17 protein-coding genes and 3 tRNA genes are annotated in these 22,732 nt (G+C 45.3%); 5 read left to right on the top strand and 15 right to left on the bottom strand.

The annotated features are described in order from the left end of the window. Window positions 1-2 precede the first annotated feature (2 nt). Window positions 3-533, top strand: a complete 531-nt coding sequence (gene ppa / locus ABXS85_RS16865; protein ID WP_353667687.1) for an inorganic diphosphatase — start codon at window positions 3-5, stop codon at window positions 531-533. Between the two features lie 143 nt (window positions 534-676). Here ppa and trxB read toward each other — a convergent pair whose 3' ends face one another. Then, window positions 677-1,630, bottom strand: a complete 954-nt coding sequence (gene trxB / locus ABXS85_RS16860) for a thioredoxin-disulfide reductase (protein WP_353667686.1) — start codon at window positions 1,628-1,630, stop codon at window positions 677-679. Between the two features lie 138 nt (window positions 1,631-1,768). Further along, entirely contained in the window at window positions 1,769-2,527 is a 759-nt protein-coding gene (gene moeB, locus ABXS85_RS16855; protein ID WP_353667685.1) for a molybdopterin-synthase adenylyltransferase MoeB, read from the bottom strand. An 89-nt stretch (window positions 2,528-2,616) separates the two neighbouring features. On the opposite strand from moeB, the gene ABXS85_RS16850 reads away from it, so the two are divergent. Then, window positions 2,617-3,915, top strand: coding sequence for an inosine/guanosine kinase (locus ABXS85_RS16850; protein WP_353667684.1), 1,299 nt, complete (start codon window positions 2,617-2,619; stop codon window positions 3,913-3,915). 82 nt (window positions 3,916-3,997) lie between these two features. Here ABXS85_RS16850 and ABXS85_RS16845 read toward each other — a convergent pair whose 3' ends face one another. The 7 genes from ABXS85_RS16845 to ABXS85_RS16815 all read right to left on the bottom strand — a co-directional run bounded on the left by ABXS85_RS16845 (window position 3,998) and on the right by ABXS85_RS16815 (window position 16,939). Next, window positions 3,998-4,504, bottom strand: a complete 507-nt coding sequence (locus tag ABXS85_RS16845; RefSeq protein ID WP_353667683.1) for a chemotaxis protein CheW — start codon at window positions 4,502-4,504, stop codon at window positions 3,998-4,000. A 101-nt stretch (window positions 4,505-4,605) separates the two neighbouring features. Then, window positions 4,606-5,454: a Tim44-like domain-containing protein gene (locus ABXS85_RS16840; RefSeq protein ID WP_353667682.1), complete on the bottom strand. Its 849-nt coding sequence runs from the start codon at window positions 5,452-5,454 to the stop codon at window positions 4,606-4,608. Between the two features lie 13 nt (window positions 5,455-5,467). Next, window positions 5,468-6,475, bottom strand: a complete 1,008-nt coding sequence (locus tag ABXS85_RS16835) for a tryptophan--tRNA ligase (RefSeq protein ID WP_353667681.1) — start codon at window positions 6,473-6,475, stop codon at window positions 5,468-5,470. A gap of 136 nt (window positions 6,476-6,611) precedes the next feature. Next, entirely contained in the window at window positions 6,612-8,543 is a 1,932-nt protein-coding gene (recD, locus tag ABXS85_RS16830; protein ID WP_353667680.1) for an exodeoxyribonuclease V subunit alpha, read from the bottom strand. Further along, a complete protein-coding gene (gene recB, locus ABXS85_RS16825; protein ID WP_353667679.1) occupies window positions 8,530-12,246 on the bottom strand; it encodes an exodeoxyribonuclease V subunit beta in 3,717 nt (1,238 codons plus the stop codon). Before recB ends, recD begins: the two co-directional genes overlap by 14 nt. Further along, a complete protein-coding gene (gene recC, locus ABXS85_RS16820) occupies window positions 12,243-15,617 on the bottom strand; it encodes an exodeoxyribonuclease V subunit gamma (protein WP_353667678.1) in 3,375 nt (1,124 codons plus the stop codon). Before recC ends, recB begins: the two co-directional genes overlap by 4 nt. Window positions 15,618-15,736: 119 nt before the next feature. Continuing rightward, the gene (locus ABXS85_RS16815; RefSeq protein ID WP_353667677.1) at window positions 15,737-16,939 is read right to left on the bottom strand and encodes an MFS transporter; all 1,203 of its coding nucleotides are present in this window, start codon (window positions 16,937-16,939) and stop codon (window positions 15,737-15,739) included. Window positions 16,940-17,321: 382 nt separating this feature from the next. Here ABXS85_RS16815 and ABXS85_RS16810 point away from each other — a divergent pair, with 382 nt between their 5' ends. After that, window positions 17,322-17,627, top strand: a complete 306-nt coding sequence (locus tag ABXS85_RS16810) for a hypothetical protein (protein ID WP_353667676.1) — start codon at window positions 17,322-17,324, stop codon at window positions 17,625-17,627. On the opposite strand, the gene ABXS85_RS16805 is transcribed toward ABXS85_RS16810, so the two are convergent. The 6 genes from ABXS85_RS16805 to ABXS85_RS16780 all read right to left on the bottom strand — a co-directional run bounded on the left by ABXS85_RS16805 (window position 17,589) and on the right by ABXS85_RS16780 (window position 20,752). Continuing rightward, entirely contained in the window at window positions 17,589-18,944 is a 1,356-nt protein-coding gene (locus tag ABXS85_RS16805; RefSeq protein WP_353667675.1) for a PepSY domain-containing protein, read from the bottom strand. The two genes, ABXS85_RS16810 and ABXS85_RS16805, sit on opposite strands and share 39 nt — an antisense overlap. A 78-nt stretch (window positions 18,945-19,022) precedes the next feature. Beyond that, complete coding sequence (locus tag ABXS85_RS16800) at window positions 19,023-19,754, bottom strand: hypothetical protein (RefSeq protein WP_353667674.1); 732 nt, start codon at window positions 19,752-19,754, stop codon at window positions 19,023-19,025. A gap of 79 nt (window positions 19,755-19,833) precedes the next feature. Continuing rightward, on the bottom strand, window positions 19,834-19,983 hold the full coding sequence (locus ABXS85_RS16795; protein WP_353669788.1) for a type II toxin-antitoxin system RelE/ParE family toxin: 150 nt from the start codon (window positions 19,981-19,983) through the stop codon (window positions 19,834-19,836). Window positions 19,984-20,014: 31 nt separating this feature from the next. Continuing rightward, entirely contained in the window at window positions 20,015-20,266 is a 252-nt protein-coding gene (locus ABXS85_RS16790) for a type II toxin-antitoxin system ParD family antitoxin (RefSeq protein WP_353667673.1), read from the bottom strand. Window positions 20,267-20,545: 279 nt separating this feature from the next. Then, window positions 20,546-20,621 (bottom strand) — tRNA-Ala (locus ABXS85_RS16785). A 55-nt stretch (window positions 20,622-20,676) separates the two neighbouring features. Next, window positions 20,677-20,752 (bottom strand) — tRNA-Ala (locus tag ABXS85_RS16780). A 189-nt stretch (window positions 20,753-20,941) separates the two neighbouring features. Here ABXS85_RS16780 and ABXS85_RS16775 point away from each other — a divergent pair. Both ABXS85_RS16775 and ABXS85_RS16770 read left to right on the top strand, forming a co-directional pair. After that, entirely contained in the window at window positions 20,942-22,165 is a 1,224-nt protein-coding gene (locus ABXS85_RS16775; RefSeq protein WP_353667672.1) for an HDOD domain-containing protein, read from the top strand. A gap of 64 nt (window positions 22,166-22,229) precedes the next feature. Then, window positions 22,230-22,314, top strand: a tRNA-Leu gene (locus ABXS85_RS16770). Window positions 22,315-22,732 lie beyond the last annotated feature (418 nt).

The raw sequence follows: 22,732 nt of genomic DNA, 5'->3' as shown, positions 1-22,732 counted from the left end.
TAATGAGCTACAGTAATATTCCAGCGGGTAAAGACGCACCAAACGACATCAATGTCATCATCGAAATTCCAGCCGCAGCAAATCCTGTGAAATACGAAGTAGATAAAGATATGGATGCTTTGGTGGTAGATCGTTTCATGACAGCACCTATGTTCTACCCAGCAAACTATGGTTACATCAACAATACATTGGCTGATGATGGTGACCCGGTTGACGTTTTGGTTATCACCCCCTACCCAGTCGTGCCAGGCTCTGTCATTCGTTGCCGTCCTGTTGGTGTACTAAACATGTCGGATGAAGCGGGTATGGACGCAAAATTGGTTGCGGTACCACACGAAAAACTGAGCAAAGAATATGGTCATATCCAAGACGTTAACGACATTCCACAACTACTACGCGACCAGATCGAGCACTTCTTCGAAAACTATAAGAAGCTTGAAAAAGGTAAGTGGGTAAAAGTGGAAGGATGGGCAAACGCAGAAGAAGCTCGCAAAGCCATTGTGGAAGGCGTTGAAGCTTACAACGCACAATAAAATCTAGCTATTAGTACGAAGAAGGCGTTTGTTCTGCTGGCAGACAAACGCCTTCTTTTTTTGGCTCTCACTTTTTATACCTACAACAAAAAAACCGATCAGATGATCGGTTTTTTTGGATAATACTGTCTTTACGACTGAACTTATTCTAGAGAATCCAGATAACGCTCGGCATCCAGCGCCGCCATACAACCGGTTCCTGCCGAAGTAATGGCTTGACGATAAATATGATCACTTACGTCACCAGCAGCAAACACACCTTCAACACTGGTTTGAGTCGCATTCCCTTGTGTGCCAGATTGAACGGTTAGATAGCCGTCTTTCATGTCTAATTGGCCCTGGAAAATATCCGTATTCGGTTTATGACCAATGGCCACAAACAAACCCGCCACAGACAATTCTTTGGTTTCGCCGGTTTGATTATTCTTGATACGCACACCTGTCACACCCGCATCGTCACCCAAGACTTCATCCAGCTCAGAGTGCCATTCGATGTTAATGTTGCCGTTCGCCGCTTTTTCCATCAGTTTGTCCGCGAGAATTTTTTCGGAACGGAATTTATCACGACGATGAATCACAGTGACCGTCTTGGCAATATTTGCCAAGTACAGAGCTTCTTCTACTGCGGTATTACCACCACCGATAACCGCTACATCTTGGTTACGGTAGAAGAAACCATCGCAAGTGGCACAGGCTGATACACCTTGTCCCATGAATTTGCTTTCACTTTCCAAACCTAAGTACTGAGCACTTGCCCCTGTCGAAATAATCAAGGCATCACAAGTATACACACCACTGTCGCCTTCTAAACGGAATGGACGGTTTTGCAAATCCACCTTGTTTACGTGATCAAAAATGATTTCTGTTTCAAAACGCTCAGCGTGTTTACGCATACGTTCCATCAGCTCAGGACCTTGTACGCCCTGATCATCCCCCGGCCAATTGTCTACTTCTGTGGTGGTCGTCAGCTGACCGCCCATTTGCATACCAGTGATCATTACAGGGTTAAGGTTCGCACGGGCAGCGTATACCGCCGCTGTATACCCAGCAGGTCCTGAACCTAAAATCATTAACTTAGCGTGTTTTACATCGCTCATTCTTTGTTGCTCCTGTCACTGAATGTGTGCTCGATAAAATTCTTTACCGACGAAATATTTGCGCTGAATTTTACTGAAAAAACGTCAAAATGCTTACTAAAAATATTAATTACTAAAATAGGGCTTATCTATGGCTTTTCAAGTCAATGATGGCACTTTGCTACATAACTGACATTCCTTGTCTTGCGTTAAACGCATTTCACGCCAGCGCCCTTGAAAACCATCAAAGAGTTTCAGGGAGCCGTGCTCTACGCAGCCTGCCCCACTCAATACCTTAATCGCTTCCAGAGCTTGATACACTCCTAACAGACCGACCACAGGGGACAATATACCACTTTCATGGCAACTCAATGCTTGATCCGATAGGTTAGGATAAAGACATTCGTAACAAGGCGCTGACACTTGATCAAATAAAAAGCTCACTAATTGTCCTTCCCAACGTATTGCAGCGGCACTTACCAAAGGCGTTTTTTGCTGCCAACAAGCACGGTTAATCCCTTGGCGAGTAGCAAAGTTATCCGTGCAATCTAATACTAGGTCAACCTTTTCGAGCGTTTCCAATAATGCATTTTCAGTCAATCTATGCCCTATTAGATCGATCTCAACACCAGGATTCTTCTGTTTTAATTGCTCTGCGGCGGCGGCAACTTTACTTTGTCCTATTTGATTTTCATTGTATAAAACCTGACGCGGTAAATTGCTCGCTTCAATAACATCATCGTCTACCAGTAGCAAATGACCAACCCCTGATGTCGCTAGGTAAGTAGCAGCAATGTTACCTAACCCACCTAAACCGACAATCAAAACCCTAGCCTCTTTGAGCTTCAATTGCCCACTAATATCAAAGTCATTTAGTAATATTTGTCGACTGTATCGATCAAGTTCAAATTCGTTCATCTTTGCCTAACTTTTCTTTGGGTTGATTCTGCCCGATTGGTCAATTCTTTGCTAAAATCTCAACATTATCTATTCTACGAGCGAACAGCATGAAATTCCCCGGCAGACGTAAACTAAAGCACTATTTTCCTGTATCTCAGCCTAAACCCATCTTACCATCCATTGATGTTCAACCGGACAAAGATACTTACATTGTCGGTTTGGACGAGACCATTGTAGACGTGGTGGCCAATGTTTCAGAGCAATTTTTAACTCAATTCAAGATTCAAAAAGGCCTTTCTAATCTAGTAGATGCCAATACCGCCTCGGCCATTTATGGTGAACTGGCTGCCCAAGAATGCATTTCAGATCACTTTGCCGGTGGCACCATTGGCAACACCATACATAATTATTCTGTGCTTGCCGACGATAAATCCGTGTTACTAGGTGTCATGTCTGCCAATATCACCTTGGGTTCGCCTGCCTATCATTACATTTGCCACACCAGCAGCAAGGTGGATATGAATCACCTTCAAGGTGTTGCGGGCGACATTGGTCGCGGCATCACCTTGATCACGCCAGACGGTGAACGTACTTTTGCCATTGCACCAGGCGATATGGACGAACTGGACGCGCAGCACATTCCAGAAAACATTATCGCTGGCAGTGCCGCTTTGGTAACTTGTGCCTATCCACTTCGTCATCAAGGCAAACCTATTAAACAAGCCATGCTGGCCGCATTGGAGTACGCTCACCAACATCAAGTTCCCACCGTGTTGACCTTAGGCACCCAGCATCTTGTGGAAGAAAACAAAGACGAATTACTCAGTTTGATTAAACGCCATGTCAATGTCTTAGCAATGAACGAGCTAGAAGCTGAAGCCCTGACGGGGTTATCGGACCCTTTACAGGCGGCCAATCAAATCTTGGAGTATGTGGACATTGTTTTGCTAACCGCAGGTCAAGATGGCATGTATTTGTGCGGTCATACCGATGATAAGGTCAAACGTGAAACGTCAAATCCGATTAAATCCGGCAGTTTAGCAGACTTTAACCGATGGGAATTCAGCCGCCCTATGTTACGTTCAGCTTGTCACAATCCGATCAAGGTCTTTTCTCATATTGACCCCTACATGGGCGGCCCAGAAAAAATTCGCAATACCAATGGGGCAGGAGATGCTGCCTTATCCGCTTTGTTGCATGATATTTCTGCCAATCACTATCACAAGGAAAGCTTACCAAACTCCAGCAAACACGTGGCACCTTTCTTAGCCTATTCGTCTTTTGCGCAAATCTGTAAGTACGCTAACCGTGTCAGCTATGAGATTCTGGTACAAAATGCGCCACGCTTATCCCGTGGTTTACCAGAAAGAGAAGACAGCTTAGAAGAAGCTTACTGGGAGCGTTAACACAGACCAGATTGATAGCAAAAAAGGCCATGCATTCGCATGGCCTTTTCAATTTTACTGTAACATTTACAGAAGATTGATCTTACATTGCTTCAATGCCAAGGGCATCGTTACGCTCAAACATGCGATCCAACTCCAACAAGATGACCAGTTCTTCTTCTTTCTGGTATACGCCTTGGATAAACATCAAAGCTTCATCATTGCCCACACTTGGACTTTGCTCAATCTCACCTTGGTACAAATAAAATACTTCTTGTACTGCATCCACCAAAAGACCAATTTGCTCACCATCGTGCTCAACAATGATGATACGAGTGTCGTCAGTGATAGTACATTCTGGCAAACTGAAACGAACACGGGTGTCCACTACAGTCACTACGTTACCGCGTAAGTTAACGATACCTAGCACATAGGAAGGAGCACCCGGAACAGGAGCAATTTCGCTGTAGCGCAAAACTTCCTTTATCTGCATGACGTTGATGCCATAGGTTTCGTCAATCAGTTTAAAAGTAAGGTATTGGAGCAATTCACCTTTCTTGCTCTCAGCAACGCCTTTACCTGCTTCGTTAATAGGTGCTAATTCCGACATGGCTCATATCCATATTCAATTTAATAAACAATTACTACTATAGAACTCATCACCTAGATTAGACAAGTTGTGATGAGCCTTCGAGATAATTTAAGTAACAATTAGTTGTCTTGTTGTATACCAACGATAACCCAATTACCGCTTGCAGCAGACAAGTTTTTCTCCAAATGCCAGATTTCATTGGTTTCAGAGGTTTCTTCGCCTTCCTTGATCCAGCCAGAGAATTGTAACGAAATAGAGGCAGTTGAACCCACAATTTCACCACGAACCAATTCCACCATCAAAGAAACCACTTCGGTACTAGGCTTGTTGTCACCATATTTAGCACGCTCAGTCACCAACATGTTATACATTTCAGGGCTAACGTAATCCAAGATGGTGTCAAAATTGTTATCGTCCCACGCTTTTTGTAACAAGATATAATGGTTCTTAGCTTCTGCTACAAACGCCTGTTCATTGAAACCTGGTGGCAATTGAATCTCTGGCATACCGCCAAATCCGGACATACCTGACATACCGCCCGCGCTAGGCGCTTGCGCATCAGACATATCACGATACATTCCACCCGCATGTGCCTGAGCTTGTGCTGCCTGACGTTTTGGCGCGATAAAAAACTTGTAAATCAGGAAACCAATCAAGGCAAATAGCAAGATGTCGCCAAATGAAATACCTTCAAATGCTCCGCTGCCGAGCAAAGCAGCAAACAAACCACCTGCCAGCAGACCACCTAACAGACCGCCGCCTAAACCACCCAATAGCCCTTTCGAAGTACCGTTGGTCGCATTGGTCGCTTTTGGTGCCGTGTTGGTGGCACTCTTGGGTTTAGCAATCGAAAAGCTTTTACCGAAGCTCTTACCACCACCAAACTTCTTTGCGTGCACTTCAGCACTGTAACCACCACCAACCGCCAGAATAAATGCCATAAACATGGCAAATGCTGTTGTTTTCACTTTTTTTCTCCGCTTAATTAAAATTCACAAGACCCACTGCGTTGCGCAATTTAGCGATGCTTTCTTTTGCACGGGCACGAGCTTTGGTCGCTCCAGCCTGTAATACTTCTTCCACATACGCAGGGTTGGCCATTAATTCGTGATATTTCTCACGCGCTTCACCTAATTGACCATTCACTAAGGCAAAAAGTTCCTTCTTGGCTTCTCCCCAAGCTATGCCATCGGCAAACTTTTGACGCATCTCAGCCGTCTGTTCAGGAGTGGCAAAGGCTTGGTAAACATCAAATACCGTAGAATCATTTGGATCTTTCGGCTCGCCCGGCTCCAGCAAGTTGGTTTTGATTTTATTGATGCCTTTTTGCAGTTTCTTCTCTGTTTCAAACAAAGGAATCGTGTTGTTGTAGCTCTTACTCATCTTACGACCATCAAGACCTTTTAAGATGGATCCTTCTTCACCAACAACCGCCTCTGGTAGCACAAAGTGTTCACCAAACAAGTGGTTAAAACGCCCGGCAATATCACGGGCCATTTCAATGTGTTGAATCTGATCACGGCCAACTGGCACCTTGTGCGCATTGAAGGACAAAATGTCTGCCGCCATCAGCACTGGGTAACAAAACAAGCCCATAGTAATACCAAAATCTGGATCTTGCTCATTGGCTAAGTTTTCGTCCACGGCGCCTTTGTAAGCATGGGCTCGATTCATCAAACCTTTCGCTGTCACACAGGTTAGCAGCCAGTTTAACTCGGTAATTTCAGGAATGTCCGATTGACGATAAAAGGTTGCTTTATCCGTATCTAAGCCACAAGCCAGCCAGGTCGCTGCAATTTCTAGACGAGACTGTTTCACACGCTCTGGATCTTGGCATTTGATCAAGGCATGGTAGTCCGCGAGAAAGAAGTAAGATTCCGTATTCTCTTGACGGCTTGCTTCGATCGCAGGACGAATCGCCCCCACATAGTTTCCTAAGTGTGGCGTGCCTGTGGTGGTTACACCGGTTAAAACAATTTCTTTTGCCATTATGGTGTTCTCTTTTCCTAGGTTACCTATAATTTGTGCGCTTACCTTATCATAAAAACCGCCACTCGCCTCGCCTTTCAGCGATTATTTCATGTGCCGCGGTCATGCCAGTTAATGGTGATAAAGAGTTGCTAATTCAAGGGCTTGACCACAAGGCATCCAACAAACCTGAATAACGTTTAATACGACTTTGCGTGGCCATACGAATCACCTCTTGTGTGCCCCACAAAGAAAAGCCTTGCTTGGCTCGAGTAATGCCTGTGTACAAGAGTTCTTTGGTCAGCACAGGAGAAGGCGTTAATGGTAGAACCAAGGCGACCTGATCGAACTCCGACCCTTGGGACTTATGTACTGTCATGGCAAACACCAATTCGTATTCATTGAGTCGACTGGGCAACAAACCAAGATACTCGCCGTTGGGCTGCATAAACCAGACACGCAATCGACCGTCAGCGTCCGCCAAACAAATACCAATGTCACCATTGAACAAGCCTAAGGTCGCATCGTTACGGGTCAGCATAACCGCCTTACCCGGATACCATTTGTGTCGTTCCATTATCATGCCACGTTGATAAAACAGGGCTTCCAACTGAGCATTAATACGCTCTACGCCGAATTCCCCTTGACGAACTGCGGTCAATATCTGATATGTATTAAACGCCTCATGTACCTGGTCCACACTGTCACCCGCGCGCACCTTTTGCCAGAAAGCCTCGTAGCCTTTCGCCAATTGCCCTACATCTGCTTGGGGTTGCCCTTCTTTCGGCACATGCCAAGCCAAGTCCTCATACCCTTGCTGCAAACAATGAAATACGGCATCACTTTGTCCTGTGTTCATGGCTTTAGCAAGATGCCCGATGCCACTGTCGGCAGAGAAGCGATAGCTGGTTCGTAATAAGGTTAAGGCTCGACTAATCGGAGCGGCGGATGAGTTGGCAAACGATTGAAGTTGTTCCCCTGTTGATCTTGTCAAATGCTCGGCCCATTCAGGTTGGAAATAAGCGTTTTCAATACCATGAGACAAATCCCCCAACACACTGCCCGCTTCCACCGAGGCCAACTGATCTTTGTCGCCCAATAGGATTAATCGAGCATGGGCCGGTAACGCCTCGATCAGTTTCGCCATCATGGGCAAATCCACCATGGACACTTCGTCCACCAACAACACATCCAAATGCAAGGGATTGTGCTGATGATGTTTAAAACGGCTGCGGCCAAATTCGCTGCCTAATAAACGGTGCAAGGTACTGGCTTGTTCTGGAATGCCTTGCTTAACCTGCTCATCCAATGGCAAAGACGCCTTAGCGTTAGCGATCGACTCAGTAAGTCGCGCCGCCGCTTTACCAGTCGGCGCCGCCAATTCAATACGTAAACTTTGTCCTTGCTGTTGCGCCTGCGCCACTAACAAGGCCAGTAATTTGGTGACTGTGGTGGTTTTGCCTGTACCAGGACCTCCACTGATGACTGCAAAGGCTTGGCTCGCCGCATTCGCCACCGCCACTTTCTGCCAATCCACTGTGTCATTTTGCTGTGGAAATAAACTCTGTATCAAACTCTGATCTACCGACAAAACTGGCTTGCTAAGACTTTTTTGTAAATAAGCCAGTACCGTTTGTTCGTACTGGTAATAGCGATAAAAATAAAGGCGAGTCCCAACCAATACCAACGGCTTGGCCTGCAAGGGTTCAATCCCACTCACCAAAGGTGAGTTTTGTAACACCGCACACCACTGGGCAACGGAATTCACTTGCACATCACTCAGATGATGACGTAACTCATCGCCACGCAAACCTTCAGGGGACTGCCAAACAGCGGCCAAATCCATGCAAATGTGCCCTGCCCCCAAAGCAGCACTGGTCATAGCCCCGGCCATTAACACCGCCAAATGTTGCTCACCGGCGTGCTCGGCAAGCTGTCGTATCCATTGTTCATCAACGGCATTTAGTACACCTCTCGTGCGCCATTCGAAGAGAATGTCAGCACCAGAGGTTGTCAAGGAAGGTGATGCCATTTCCCTTCTGTCATCTTGCGTCTGTTGCAGCCAATCGAGTTGTTTAGAAGAGTCCATATTGTATTGCCTCGGATGCGTTAGATGACGAACTCTCGTTGCTAGAAGCATTAGACGGCTGACCATAAAACAGCGCATCTAACGCTTCAACATGCGCCTTACTTAAACGGGTGCGAAACACTCCTGTGTCAGAAGTGGGTGACATGCCACGTAGAAAGCCGTACACCACACCACCAATATGACGTTCATAGTGGTAATCTGGAAGGCGTTGCTGTAACAGACGATGTAAGGCCAAGGTATAAATTTGATATTGTAGGTCGTACCTGTGATCCAACATGGCCTCCGCCAAATGCTCTGGCGCGTAATCAGCAAACTCATCGCCCAAATAATTAGACTTGTAATCCAGCACATAATAGCGCCCTTGCCATTCAAACAAGAGGTCAATAAAGCCTTTCAACATGCCTTTTAAGGCTTTATCTTGGATCATGGGTGCTCGCTGGGACAAGGGGTCGTGCTGCCTTGCAATATGATCCAATTGCAAAGCATTCATACCTTGCACAGGCAAGAAAAATTCCATTTCTTTGCGGCATGAGGTCACCGCTAAGTCCACTAATCTAACGCCCTCAATCAAAGGAGTTTGCACTATTTCAGGCAACCAGTTTTGCAGCACCTCTTGCCAGTCTTGAAAACCCCTTTGTTGATAAAACTGCGCCATGACGGTTTGCTGGTTAACCTTAATGAGATCGGCAAAACTCGAATTAGCAAGATGCGCCAGTAGGGCTTTGCCTTCCAATAGATCGTGTAAGAAGGTCCCCGGCGCAGCACCGCGAGGAAAACTAAAACGACTGGCCACTATTTCAGTCTCAGCGGCTGAATACTCTTGAGTACTTTCAGTCCCAAACACATCGTCCGCTTTGACTTGCAAACTGGCTTGTTCATCAAAACCTGGAAGACTTGTGTCACGCGTTTCTTTGTCCTCCACCACCAGAGAAGAATAACTACCAATCCACCAATCGCGCTCCACTCGCCCCTGAAAAGTGCGTTCTTGTACGGATTCTGGACGAGTATTTTGCATTTCAAAACGTGGTAATTCTGGCAGGATTTCAGGTAAATCGATCAGCTGCATTTGCCCTTGTTGATGACGCTGACATAGACGCTCTAGACTAGAATACAAGTCGCCAGCCACCATGACTACACCTTCACAGACTAGCGCACCGACACCGCTTAAGTGCACATCCAATGTCGCTTCTCGGGTTTTGCTGGCTTTTTTCCCCACTTCCATACAACCAATAAAGCAGGCTTCTTTTGACCGCGTCAGCGCCACATAGGCCAAGCGAATTTCCGCTGCAAAAAGCTCTTCTTTGTGTTGTTCCGTTTGCGCTTCATCTGGATCAATGGCAATCCACAATTGTTGGTTTTGATCGTGAAATAAGGCGGATTTTTCTCTGTCTTGAAAAGGCGTCAAGGCAAACGGCAGGTATACAATCGGATACTCCAGTCCCTTACTCTTGTGAATGGTGACAATGCGCACCAGTTCCGCATCGGTTTCCAAGCGAATTTTCTGTTCATCACTGTTGCCATTGGGCGATTGAATCGCTAGACGCAAATAGCGCAACACGCCTTCTTTAGAATCCAACTCTAAGGATTTTTCTTGCAGCTTTTCCGTGAGGTGCAAAAAGTCGGTTAAGCGTCTTTCCCCATCCACATGACGTAACATATTTGGCGCTAATGATACGTCTTGCATGAAGACACGCAACATAGGCAACAAGCCTTGTTGATCCCAAATATTCAAATAGGTTTGGAAGGCTTGCACCCATTTTTCATACACCAGATCATCATGGTTGAGGGTATCCAAATCCACAAGAGACCAATCCACCAGCCCAGTGGCCAGTGCCGAACGCAGTTTAATCTCTTGTCCGTTAGACAAGATAGCGGTCAGCACAATCAATAATTCTCTGGCTTCCACGCTTTCAAATACCGAGCCCTTATCACTCAAATACACACTGGCAATGCCACGGGCACGTAACGCCTGCTTTAACGCATTGGCTTGGGCAAAGTTACTGACCAACAAAGCCACGTCTTTTGGTCGTACCCCTTGCTGATGTAATTGCGCTTGTGCCTTTTCACCTAACGACCTTTGCCCTTCTAACAGCAACTGATGCAGGTGGGCGGCACATTGCTCTGCCATGTGATCACGATAGTCTTTGGCTGAAACAGGCTCATCCGTTGTTAAATAGAGAAATTGCAAGGCGGCTTGACGTTGAGCGTCACGCATAAATTGCCCCTCAATTCCTCGGTCTTGCACTTTTACAAAAGGAATGCCGTCCACTCGAAAGGGCGCTTGCTGGGTACTGAACAAAGCATTCACCGCTTGAATCATGGCCGCCGACGAACGGTAATTGGTCGCCAAGGAATACACAGCGTCCACATCTTGTTTCGCCGCCAGATAGGTGTAAATGTCGGCACCACGAAACGCATAAATGGCTTGCTTTGGGTCGCCTATCATGATTAACCCCAAGCGCTTTTGATCGGCCAACGCCTCCTGATACACCTTAGAGAAAATGCGGTATTGCACAGCATCCGTGTCTTGGAACTCATCAATCAAGGCAATCGGGTATAAGCGGCGAATGCGTTGCGCCAATTTGCCACTGTCATCGGTTTGCAAGGCCGTATCCAAGGAGGTGAGCAAGTCAGTAAAGGTCAAGGACTGAGTGGCTCGTTTCCACTCCACCATACGCTGTTTTACTTGCTGCCAGAGGGATACCAGCAAAACGGATTTGACCTTACCGGCATCAGGAAAGTTTTCCCGCAGGTGCGCGACTTGTTGAAAGAAGGCATGAGCTGGCGCGTCACCACCTTTGCTGATACGCGTGGCCTGCTCGTTGGCATCAAACTTCTCCAGACACTTATCCAAAACAAATTGATCCCCTTGAGCCCACAGCTGCATGGCTTGAATGTCTTTACTGGGATCTTTGCGCCAAAAGGTGCGTTTAATGCCACTTTGCTCCAAAGCCTGAATAATGTCATCCCTTTGTGACAGCCAGCTTGCTCGCACCGCTTGTATCTCTTGCTGGGCCTGAGTTAACGCCCCTTGCCAATCGTATTCCTGACTAACAATATACGCATCGGGCTGGTTGTTGAGTAAGGACAAGTCTTTCTGCAAGGCGTCTGGTGTCGACCAAATGGGCTTGATTAGCGCCGCTTGCTCTGACGTCATTGGATAAAACACCTGTCGCCAAACGTCTTTTACCGCCATAGCTAACGGTGCTTGTTCATCCGTCTCAATGCTTTGCTGAAACAACATGCGGCTTTCAAAGGCATTTTGACTGAGCATACGCTGACAGAAACCGTGAATGGTGAAAACCGCGGCTTCGTCCATTTGCTTTTCTGCATAAAGTAGCTTTTCAATAGCATCTTGCTGCTGTTCCGTCGTCATACAAGCCAGCCATTGGGCCAAAAAAGCATCGTCACTCTGGTTCCGCATTAGGGCTTTGCGTGCCGCGCGAATACGCTGTCGAATACGGGCTTTTAACTCAGCGGTAGCGGCTTCAGTAAAGGTCACTACCAGAATTTGATCCACGGTTAAGGCTTGCGCCAAATCCCCAGTTTGCCCTGTGGGCACCAGCAAACGTAAGTAAAGGTTGGCAATGGTATAGGTTTTCCCTGTGCCCGCACTGGCTTCGATAAGACGTTTGCCAAATAAGGGAAAGCGCATGGCATCGAGCATTTCTACGACAGGGGATGTCATTGGCTTGCTGGTCATTGAATGGGCTCCAAATGGCGTGTCATGGGCAACCATATTTGCTCACAAAAGGCCACGAAAGCCGTTTGATGAGCCCTTATATCTGGATAATAGCGCTGCCAATATGCGTCCTCCACTTCACTGCTAGTAAAGGCATTGCTGGCTTCTTGATACACTTTAACGGCTTGTTGCCACGCTTGCTCTTCATCTTCTTGGCTTTTCTCAGCGCAATAACTTTTACACCAAGCATCGGCACTTTTCGCTGGCATCACCAAAGGCTCACACAAGCCCGTGTGCAGCAAATTTAACAAGTCTGCGAGATAGGTTCGAGCCGCTTCTGGCGGTAAAATAGTGAACTCGTGTTGTAATACTTTACCTGTCTTTAACAGGTTAATCAGATGATGCTGCTTAGGCGTACCTTGCGCGCACAGGGCCAAATGCTCGATCCAACAACGCATTTTCTGATTCGCCGTCATATCACCAATGCGATAGGACAAACGCGTGGTAGCATTGTGTAAATCCAACCAAGCTTGCACCTTCACTCCTGCTAAATCCAGATTGACTTCCACTGGTGCCAATGCTTCTAAAGCATAGCCTTGTAAAAATTGATAAAGCTGATGACATTGTTGCTGACTCTGTTGCAAAGAAAGTTGCCCAAAGGCGCCGTAAGGCACCACACCAGACAAAGCAAGACGCGCCAAGAAGCGCTCTTCCTCGCCCTTTAGCATGGCTTGTAAAAGCTCGTCTTTAAGCTGATAAGCGGATAACCCCTCCAAACTAAAAGGCTCGTCTTCCAACTCTTGTTCTGCTTGTAAATTAAGATATCCCTTCAAACGGCGCTGAGTGAAATATCGTGCTGGGTGACTGACAAAGCGCACTAACTCTTCTAATGGCAACTCTCCACTTGTCTGTTCAAAGGCTGGCAAAGCCGTAATGGAAGAGGCTTGATTCTCTACTTCTACCTGTAAAGCCGGCAACCAGTCTGGGTTAAAACTGTATAACCCTCTCTTCTTAACCGCCTTGCCCCAAGATTCATCATAATAAGCTGGATTAAAAGGCTGCAACGGATGTTCGACCTTCAACTGCTGTAAAAATGCCTGCTGCGCCTCTTCTGGGGACAAGTCTTGATGAGATTCAAAAACACAACTTTGCGCCAAGTATTCCAGTAATTCACTAAGCAAGATAGACGGATTTTTCTCGCTATTATCCTGAATACTGCGTCCTACATAGCTCATGTAAAACACCTCTCGCGCCGACATCAAGGCTTCGAGGAAAAGGTATTTGTCGTCTTCTCGTCGACTACGATCGCCACTGCGATACTCTCCCACCATGAGATCAAAGCCCATTGGCGCAACACTGCGAGGGTATTCCCCTTCGTTGAGTCCCAATACACAGATGACTTTAAAGGGCACAGAGCGCATTGGCATCAGGGTACAGAAATTGACTCGCCCGGCCAGAAAGCCTTGCCCACCTTGTGACTCCTGCAAACGCGGCGCCAATAATTGGCGAATCACCATTTGCTCTAACGCTTGATCAAAATGCGCATGTTGCCACTCCGACATCAAGGCATCCAACTGATTTGCTAACAAAGTTTGGAAACTGTCCTCTTCTTCTAGGGCAAAAAAAGTGTCGCGCAGTGCATACAAGGTGTGCAGCCATTGTGCTGGTGTCATGGCCTGTTGTAACGACGCTTGGGCATGATGAATGGCGTCTAAAAACTCCGCCAATTTACCGGCAATCGCGGCTTCTAAACCTTCAACATCCCCATAACTCAAGGTATCTTGCCAGATCTGATCGTGCCCCATGGCATAACCTAGCAAGATTCGACGCATACCATTGAGCCAAGTGTGCGCCTGCTGTTTGGGCAAATTGTGTTGCTCGGCGGTGTGTTCATCCAAGCCCCAGCGAATGCCGACTTCTACCGACCATTGACGAATGCGCTCCAATTCTTGTGTCGTCAAATCAAATCGCTGCATGACCGCAGGCACTTCCAACACACTAATCAGTTCAGATAAAGTAAATCGGCTTTCTCCCAAGCCCAGCAGATACAAATAGGCATCGACAATGGGATTTTCCACCCCTCCCGCTTGGTCAATTAAGGCAAAGGGAATGTGTTTATTGCCCTGCGCTTGACCAAACACGGCTTTGACAAAGGGACTGTAGGCATTCACATCGGGCAACATGACAATCACGTCTTTCGGTGTCAGCTCAGGATAACACTCAAACATGTCCAACAACTGATCGTGTAAGACCTCCACTTCTCGCAATGGACTATGACACACTTGCACGCGGACGCTTTCATCCTGATCAGCAATACCATGACGATAGCGGCTGTTGGTTAGGTTCCGTTCGGTTTCTTGGTGCCCGCCATGATTGTCCAGATTCAGTACATCTTGCTGAACCCAGTGCAGCAAGCGAGTTGAATGGCTGGCGTCACCGTCAAGATAATCTTCAAACACTTCTATTTGGTCGTCAGCAATGTCTTGTAACTGGGCAATGTAATCTCGCCCCAAGCGCCCCCAACTGGCAAGTAATGGGTTGGCATCCAAATGCAGTGCTTCAAGCGTCAAACCAGGTTTAAGATTTTGCCGCTTAATCTCGCGCCCCAGATAATGCTTATCCACTACATCGCCCCAATAAAAACGACAGGGGTTTTGTAAGAAGAGATGCACCTCAAGCCAACCGGATTCGGCTAATACTCGTAAGGATTCCAATGTATTAGGAGGCAAAGAGGACACACCGAAAATAAAAATGCGTTCCGGCACGCCGCTGGGTCTAGCCTTGGTGGTACAAGCGTCTTGCAAAGCGTCAATCAAATTCCCCCTGTGGTACAAGGACTCGCCCTGCTCACTGATGTCGGCCACCAAATCACGCCACAAAATGGCTTGCCAGGCTTGCTCCGCAAACAAGCTTGCTAACTTTGCATCCTCCACCTTGTTGGCTTCCCAAGCCGCAATCCAATCGGGGCGATAAACCAAATATTGGTCGTAAATATCGGCAATGCTAGAGCACAATTGGAAGCGTCGAATCTGGCTGTCGTCTTCACTCAGATACCATTGCAGTGGCGCAAATTCATCATCTTGCAAACGCGAATCCAAAATGCGCATCAAACGCCAGACTAAGAAGGGTTTATTAAATTCACTTTGCTGTGGAATATCAGACAAGGCCTGTTTAAAAGTCTGCCAAACAAAAGTGGAAGGTAGAGGAAACGCCAAGCCCGCCGCAATCGATTGGGACTGGGCCAATTGCATTTTCAGCCACTGCGCCATACCTGGGTTTTGCACCAGAATATGTTCGTCATCAAAAGGATTTTGCGGTGGCGAAACCGCAAGAATTTTTGCCAGCAATACTGCTAAATCTTCCAGTCGATTGCCAGTGTAAAGCCGAAACATTTACCGTCCTTAACAAGTTATTTCACCACAAAACGATATTGCTAAAGACATGAGTATAACAATAAAAACACCAAACAAAGCCACATCACTCAAGCTTTGTTTGGTGAAAGCCAATTAACTTAAGTGGCAACTTGATATTGGGGCGTATCTACTGAGACAAACACTCGATAAATCACCCAAACGATTGCCACAGCGACAGCAGCGTAAACCAAAGTCAAAATGGCCTCTTGTAAACTACTTCCTGTGGATAAAAAACCGACAATAAATGGGCTCGAAAACTGTCCTAAATACAAGCATGCAGTAAAACCACCAATGCCCCTACCACGCACCGCATCTGGCAATGCAGACATGACACTGGCCATTAGATTCGGCAATAACAAACCAATACCCACACCATGAAAAACCAGAGCAACCAATACATCTTCGTAGCTGTTTGCAATAACCAAGAGGTATAAACCAAAAGCAATCAAGGTCATAAGTGCAGCGTTACAGCCAGTTACACCCAATAAACGTCTTACCAAAGGCCAAATCAAAGAACCTACTAATGACGTAAGCATGGATCCACCCGTTGCTAAGGCTATCTTAGTTGTTGAGGTAACACCTAGGTGATTCGCGAGAATGGAAGGCACCTGAATGGTCACGACAAAGGCCAAAACCATGCCAAAGAAAACCATCAAATAACATGAAATGACTGAGCCTTTCGCTACTTTAGCACTCTGATCAAGCAACTGGGGTTCAACAAAGTGAGTGGGATCCCACAACATTTTTATAAACAAAGGCACCAATAAAAGGGGCAGAAGATATAAATAAAATGGTGTTCGCCAAGATTCTTCACCCAAAACGCCACCCATTACGTAGAACAAGGCCCCGATAACCCCTACGGCAATCACTTGGAAGTTCACTATTTTGAGCCGATCATTCCCTTGCCAATAGTCCGCAATAAGAGCAGTACAACAAGTCATAATGGCCGCTTCAGCACAACCAAAGATGAAACGAGTCAAAACAATCTCTTGAAGATCATTTTGAAAAGCAGGTAACACTCCTAAAATCGCATAGAAAATAGTCGCGATGACTAACATCAACTTACGACCAAATTTATCAGACAACCAACCCGCCAAAGGAGCAAATAATACAATGGCTAATGCTGGAGCAACGACGATAAGTGGTAATAAATTACCTATATCAGGCGTAGTAGGTGCAAACTCTTGAGCCATTTTAGGCAGAATAGGCGCCACCATAACCGACCCCATTATGGTTAAACTACTGCCTAACGCTATCAAGGTTCCTTCGCGCCCAAACTTAGCCTGTTTTACATTTGACATAGTCCACCTCCCAATGTACTTGAAAGATGGTTTGATTTAAAAAAGACTAAGCTTTTTAACCATTGTAATCTGCAGAATTCTTTCATTATCGTGTTCCTACTGTGATAGTAATTGTTTTATTAATTGTTAAAACTTCACAGTACCGTATCTAACAAAGGTCAGTTATCCAGATTTAGCAGAAGCCTTATCCTCATGAATGTTTCTTAAAAAACGTTTATAAAGCCTAAAAAAATAAGTAAATCCTTAATAAACAACATTTAAATCCCGTCAATTGGCTTTGCAGTTCACTTTTTTCAGCGCAGAAATAACACAAAATTTGCCTAAGAAATGCTAAAAATGGCTATTGCATCAAAATCATATTGAAAGGGGATTAACAAAAACAATGATGATGGAAATTACGGAAACAGAAGAACATCAATTATTCCAAGTTTTAGCCTATTGGGAAAAGATATTAAGAAATCCAGCGGGCAATACAAACTGGATAATGCAGATCATGAAGCAAAAAAGCGACCAGAGACAATTAAAAAAGCAGCCAGCTGGAAGAGCATTAAGGAAGGAGCAAATAAGTCTTTTGAATATCAGGGGACTTATTCGCACCTTCCCAAGCTTCCTAAACCAGCTTGCTGATGACGAAAATAATATTGGTAACCTAGCTAGCCCAGAAGTTACGTACCCTAGGTGCAACTAAACCCACTAAGTTATCAACCAAGATAACCGCAATAATGGCCACGGTTGCCAAGGGAAACATTAAAGAAATAGGTAATACTAACCAAACCGCATGCTTCCAGCGCACTAAATCTTTTGGCATCTTAGGTGCTGACAAGGTCAGGCGATTACTAGGGCGACGCTTCCACCACATAACCACACCCGATATACACAACAAGATCACAGCTAGGCAAAATAAAGTACAAGCAATTAAATTCCACACACCAAATTGCCCCATATGCAATGCAATCCCCACTGCCATGGACTTTGCAAACCAGTTGTAATCCATAAAGCCTACATCCGCCAAGACGGCACCAGAATAACGATCAAAATGAACCGTTCTATCGTCCCATGCATTCTTTATATCTTTACCCATAGTGCTCGCTGTCGCGGTATAAACACCCAGTTCATTTTTCGGGAAGTGAACCTGAAACTGGGTGAAGCCCATAGATTTCGCCTCACTAACCACATCATCCAATGTAATGCTAATTGGTCCCTGAGCTTCAGATTCTGGCAATGGTGCTTGCTCCAGTCCCCAAGGAATTTGCTTCACACCTTTTAGGTTTAGGTCATTGTGAGTCAGGGTTGAGGATAGATTCGAAGCACGTTTCTCCATTGGAAAGGTACTCCACGCCTGAACCAACTTTCCTCCCCAAATCCCAGCCCATGCAAGACCCGAAATACAGAAGAAAAGCAATACAATAGCAACCCATAGCCCCGTTACGCTGTGTAAATCTCGCCAAAAAGTACGCCCCCCTTTTTTACTTACCTTAACAGCGGCTTTGAGCTTAGATTTACTACTATCAGGCCACCACAAAAAGACCCCAGTGATGATCAATAAAATGGTAAAACTCGCTGCTACTTCGATTAAACGATCACCTGTTACGCCTACCATAAAAGTACCGTGAGTATCGTCTGCCCAAGTATACAAAGAGTCGTTAATACTCAGATCGCCTAACACTTTCCCCTTATAAGGATCAACAAAGACTTGAATCTTGCCTTCGCCAGTACTGACTTGAAAGCGTGTCGCCTCTTCACTATCGGCGGGAAGATAAAAACGCAATAGTGTCGCGTCTGGGTAAGCCTCTTGTACCAAGTTGTATTGTGCTTCATAAGACATGGCCTGATCAGACACTTGCTCAACATAGTAAAGATCGGAATTTTGTGTGCGCTCCAAAAAAGGTGCGTAGAGCATGATAAGACCAGTGATCGCCAGCATGATTAAAAAAGGAACAACATACAAACCAGCAAAAAAGTGCCAGCGCCAAACTGACATATAAAAAGATCGTTTGCCAAACATTAAAAATCTCCTGTTTAAAATTTGGACATAGGTGTACACAATGCCCAAACCTAAGAAGCTATCCTTAGTGTTGGAGCACTATGTAAAAATAATTTTTGATTGATCGAACAGAAGAAAGGATGGCGGGCCTCTGGCTTGAGCCTTATAAAAAGCCGTTAATAATGCAGGTGTATGATGACCAAGCAAGGCTGGCGAACGAACCTTGATGACATCAAGCTCAGTAGCAATCAGCAGATTGCCATCGAAGAAGAATTGAACACACGGACAATGATCCGCTTCATGAGTATTAACTTTATGATCACCAATGCCATCCACCTTGGGATCGGTAGAACTGACTTCATGCGCCACACCGTGGGCAGAGACAGAAGACACCATAGCTGAATCGGCTGTTGCAAAATGTTCTACATGGGGCTGATGGTCACTCGTATGATGAGCAGCAGAGTGTAACTGATGGTCGCTTGTATGATGATGAGCAGAGTGTGCCTGATGGTCGCTCGTATGATGATGAGCAGAGTGTGCCTGATGGTCGCTTGTAAGGTGATGAGCAGAGTGTGCCTGATGGTCGCTCGTCTGATGATGAGCAGAGTGTAACTGATGATGGTGTTCGCCATCCTTAGAACTGGCATTGGCATCATGAATCATCACCCCTTTGGTAATACACAACATGACATGCACGCCATTGATAACACCAATATGATTAATAGTCGGCACGCTAAAATACGCTAACCAACAGAACAGCAAACCATAGACGAGACTGGGCCGTCTGGTACTGGCTTGTCTAGTGCTAAATTGTCTGGTGCTAGAAGTCATACGGAATCAGAAAGTTTCGATGCGGGGCGAATGTACCGATTAGAAAAGAAATTATCAACTTAAATTACATACTTCTAGCTTATTTGCACCAAATTAATAATAAATGTGTATCACGGCCTAATAGTGGTGATTCTGCCAGCATGTCAAATGATGTGGCCATGTCTTTGATATAACTATCCGCTTGGGAAGTACCCCATGTCTCGTAGGTATATTGCCAGATATCGAGCATATCCTGACGGGCTAAGGGGCGGATGAAGATATTAAGCATCTAGGTCAATGCGCCCTTTGGCTTCTTCAAGAATGACATTCACATCAAATGGCTCTGGCTCACCGCTTTCTAAACCGGCATTAGCGGCAGCGCGTAAGGCAATAAGCCTGGCCTGATACACTTCATCTTGCTGCATTTTGATGCGCAAGGCTTCGCGAATAATTTCACTGGCATTGTTATACATGCCAGTATCAAGTTGCTGCTTGATATAATCCTCAAAAACCGGACTTAAGTTAACATTCATAATAATTACCTCTCTCGCCATGTTAGACAGCATTGTCTGATATTGTCAATTTTAGACATAAATATATGAAGATATACATTGATGTGGCTTTGGGAGAATGTTTTCTGAGTTGTTCTGGCTGACTTCTCCATAACCCGCTTTGGCAATTTCTGCGTATAGTTCTTCTATGATGCAGGGGCGGTAGATTTGATATAGGCGTAGTGAATCGCCTACGACTTCACTGATATCAAATACAGAGTGTGATACAGAAGTCAGAGAGAATACTGTTGGAAGACTTTATGGTGGAGCTAAGCGGGATCGAACCGCTGACCTCTTGCATGCCATGCAAGCGCTCTCCCAGCTGAGCTATAGCCCCACATCACGCCAATGCGTTTTGTAGAAGGTTGGAACAACCTTAGGGAAGTGTTTTATGGTGGAGCTAAGCGGGATCGAACCGCTGACCTCTTGCATGCCATGCAAGCGCTCTCCCAGCTGAGCTATAGCCCCACAAAACAGCGCTGAATTCTAGGGTTGCTTGAAGCTTGTGTCAATATTTTTCGACAATACCGCATCAAGGCTTTAATAAACAAGAATGATAAATTTAAATAGACAAGAATGATAAATTTATTTTATAGAACAATAACATTATTGATATCATAGGATATTTAATCAAATTTACTGTTAGAGCAAGATACGATGGATTTTCCCGCGGTATTAGATGACCTAATGATGGCTCAACAACCAATTCTCAAACGCAATAAAGAGATATTTGGTTATGAGCTATTGTTCCGTGGAATGGATGCCCAACAAGCGCAGTTTGCGGATGGAAAAGTAGCTACCAGCCAAGTTTTAGTGAACCTTTGCATCGGTATCACAAACCTTGAATCCCAGTTACGTAAACCCTTCTTCGTGAATATGACAAGCGAATTGATACTGTCTGACGCCTTTTTTCCAATTGATCACAATACGGTTTACATTGAAATTTTGGAAAGCCAGAAGTTAACACCTGAATTTTATCATGCGGTAGAAAAATGGCGCGCTGCAGGTTATCGATTTGCTTTAGACGATTATCAATTTGAAGCAGATTATGAAGCCTTACTGCCTTGGGTTTCCATTGTAAAAATTGATGTTTTGAAAACCCCTCCTTGCCAATATAGCGAGCAAATCGCTGCTTTAAAACGCAAAGGCTTACTTTTATTGGCAGAGAAAGTAGAAGATCACACCATGTTTGAGCAATGTAAGAAACTTGGCTTTGACTTATTCCAAGGCTATTTTCTTCAACGCCCTGCCATCATTAAGGGTCGTATTATCGATTCGGCGACACACAGTGCGATAGCGCTGGTCAATGCCTTGCAAGACAAAGACATCAGCATAGAAAAAGTGTCCCTACTTATTGAAAAAAATCCTAAGTTGTCATACCAACTACTACGAATTTTAAACAGTCCGATATGTGGTATTGGCAAAAAAGTCATGTCAATTAAAGAAGCCGTGATTTTCCTTGGCCTAGTAAAATTAAAACGCTGGGCATTGCTCATTACGTTAACCTCCTCTTCGAATCAACCAAACGCTCTGTTCAAGATACTGCTGACTCGCGCGAAATGTTGCCAACTACTGGCGGAAAAAATAGATAACAGACTGTCTGAATCAGCATTCATGGTAGGTTTAATGTCTGGAATGGACGCTGTCTTTCAAGTTGAGAAACAGGTGATTTTGGAGCAGACGGCTCTCGAAGAAGAAGTTCTGTCAGCAATCCTAGATCAATCTGGCGACTTGGGACAATTTCTTCATTGGACAATAAGCTGCGAGCAACAAGCGTGGCATAACATCAATAGCTTAACACCTAATCAACTCGCGTCTTTAAATCGTGCATTTTTAGAAGCCATCTTGTGGTCGGATGAAGTTATGCAACCAATTTCTTAATTTTTTAACTTAAACAATTGACAGCTATAGAAAAAAACATAAAATACCTTTCACCTTTTTCAAGGCCAGTGTGGTGGAATTGGTAGACACGACGGATTCAAAATCCGTTGCCGAAAGGCGTGGCGGTTCGAGTCCGCCCACTGGTACCATCTTGTCATCTAAAGTTAATTTTCTCTCTTTGACAAAACCTGAAGACTTTTTAGCCTGCCCCATACAGTCTTGCTACTACTCATATTAGATGACACTCCTAGCGGTAAACCCGCTCACAATTAATCAAAATCTATCGACTCAATAAAAATTATCAATTGTAAATGTTCGGTCTTTGTCGTGGCTTTGATTATACTTTCTTTGCTAGATAAGCTCTTTTGAATCTGTAGGGCTCTATCTATCAATTACTAATATAAATAACCGTGTAAACGGAATCCATGACCAGGATGGCAAGGAGAATAGAAAATGAAAAAGGATAGACGATTTAAGGTGACTACTTTCGCAGTCACATTCGCCTGGCTTTTCGCTACTTCAGCGATGGCCCAAAATCCCCCAACCAGCACCAAACCAGCAGGCGCA

Source organism: Marinomonas sp. THO17, from assembly GCF_040436405.1.
Lineage (GTDB): Bacteria > Pseudomonadota > Gammaproteobacteria > Pseudomonadales > Marinomonadaceae > Marinomonas.
The sequence above is the reverse complement of the archived record's forward strand: the minus strand, read 5'-3'. Positions and strand labels throughout refer to the sequence as shown.

What these genes read in the sequence shown, in the direction of transcription:
- moeB (WP_353667685.1), bottom strand. Translation starts at nt 2,527, where the DNA reads ATGAACGAATTTGAACTTGATCGATACAGTCGACAAATATTACTAAAT.
- recD (WP_353667680.1), bottom strand. Translation starts at nt 8,543, where the DNA reads ATGGACTCTTCTAAACAACTCGATTGGCTGCAACAGACGCAAGATGAC.
- ABXS85_RS16795 (WP_353669788.1), bottom strand. Translation starts at nt 19,983, where the DNA reads ATGCTCGATATCTGGCAATATACCTACGAGACATGGGGTACTTCCCAA.
- ppa (WP_353667687.1), top strand. Translation starts at nt 3, where the DNA reads ATGAGCTACAGTAATATTCCAGCGGGTAAAGACGCACCAAACGACATC.
- ABXS85_RS16810 (WP_353667676.1), top strand. Translation starts at nt 17,322, where the DNA reads ATGATGATGGAAATTACGGAAACAGAAGAACATCAATTATTCCAAGTT.
- ABXS85_RS16835 (WP_353667681.1), bottom strand. Translation starts at nt 6,475, where the DNA reads ATGGCAAAAGAAATTGTTTTAACCGGTGTAACCACCACAGGCACGCCA.
- ABXS85_RS16790 (WP_353667673.1), bottom strand. Translation starts at nt 20,266, where the DNA reads ATGAATGTTAACTTAAGTCCGGTTTTTGAGGATTATATCAAGCAGCAA.
- ABXS85_RS16815 (WP_353667677.1), bottom strand. Translation starts at nt 16,939, where the DNA reads ATGTCAAATGTAAAACAGGCTAAGTTTGGGCGCGAAGGAACCTTGATA.
- recB (WP_353667679.1), bottom strand. Translation starts at nt 12,246, where the DNA reads ATGACCAGCAAGCCAATGACATCCCCTGTCGTAGAAATGCTCGATGCC.
- ABXS85_RS16845 (WP_353667683.1), bottom strand. Translation starts at nt 4,504, where the DNA reads ATGTCGGAATTAGCACCTATTAACGAAGCAGGTAAAGGCGTTGCTGAG.
- ABXS85_RS16775 (WP_353667672.1), top strand. Translation starts at nt 20,942, where the DNA reads ATGGATTTTCCCGCGGTATTAGATGACCTAATGATGGCTCAACAACCA.
- trxB (WP_353667686.1), bottom strand. Translation starts at nt 1,630, where the DNA reads ATGAGCGATGTAAAACACGCTAAGTTAATGATTTTAGGTTCAGGACCT.
- recC (WP_353667678.1), bottom strand. Translation starts at nt 15,617, where the DNA reads ATGTTTCGGCTTTACACTGGCAATCGACTGGAAGATTTAGCAGTATTG.
- ABXS85_RS16850 (WP_353667684.1), top strand. Translation starts at nt 2,617, where the DNA reads ATGAAATTCCCCGGCAGACGTAAACTAAAGCACTATTTTCCTGTATCT.
- ABXS85_RS16805 (WP_353667675.1), bottom strand. Translation starts at nt 18,944, where the DNA reads ATGTTTGGCAAACGATCTTTTTATATGTCAGTTTGGCGCTGGCACTTT.
- ABXS85_RS16800 (WP_353667674.1), bottom strand. Translation starts at nt 19,754, where the DNA reads ATGACTTCTAGCACCAGACAATTTAGCACTAGACAAGCCAGTACCAGA.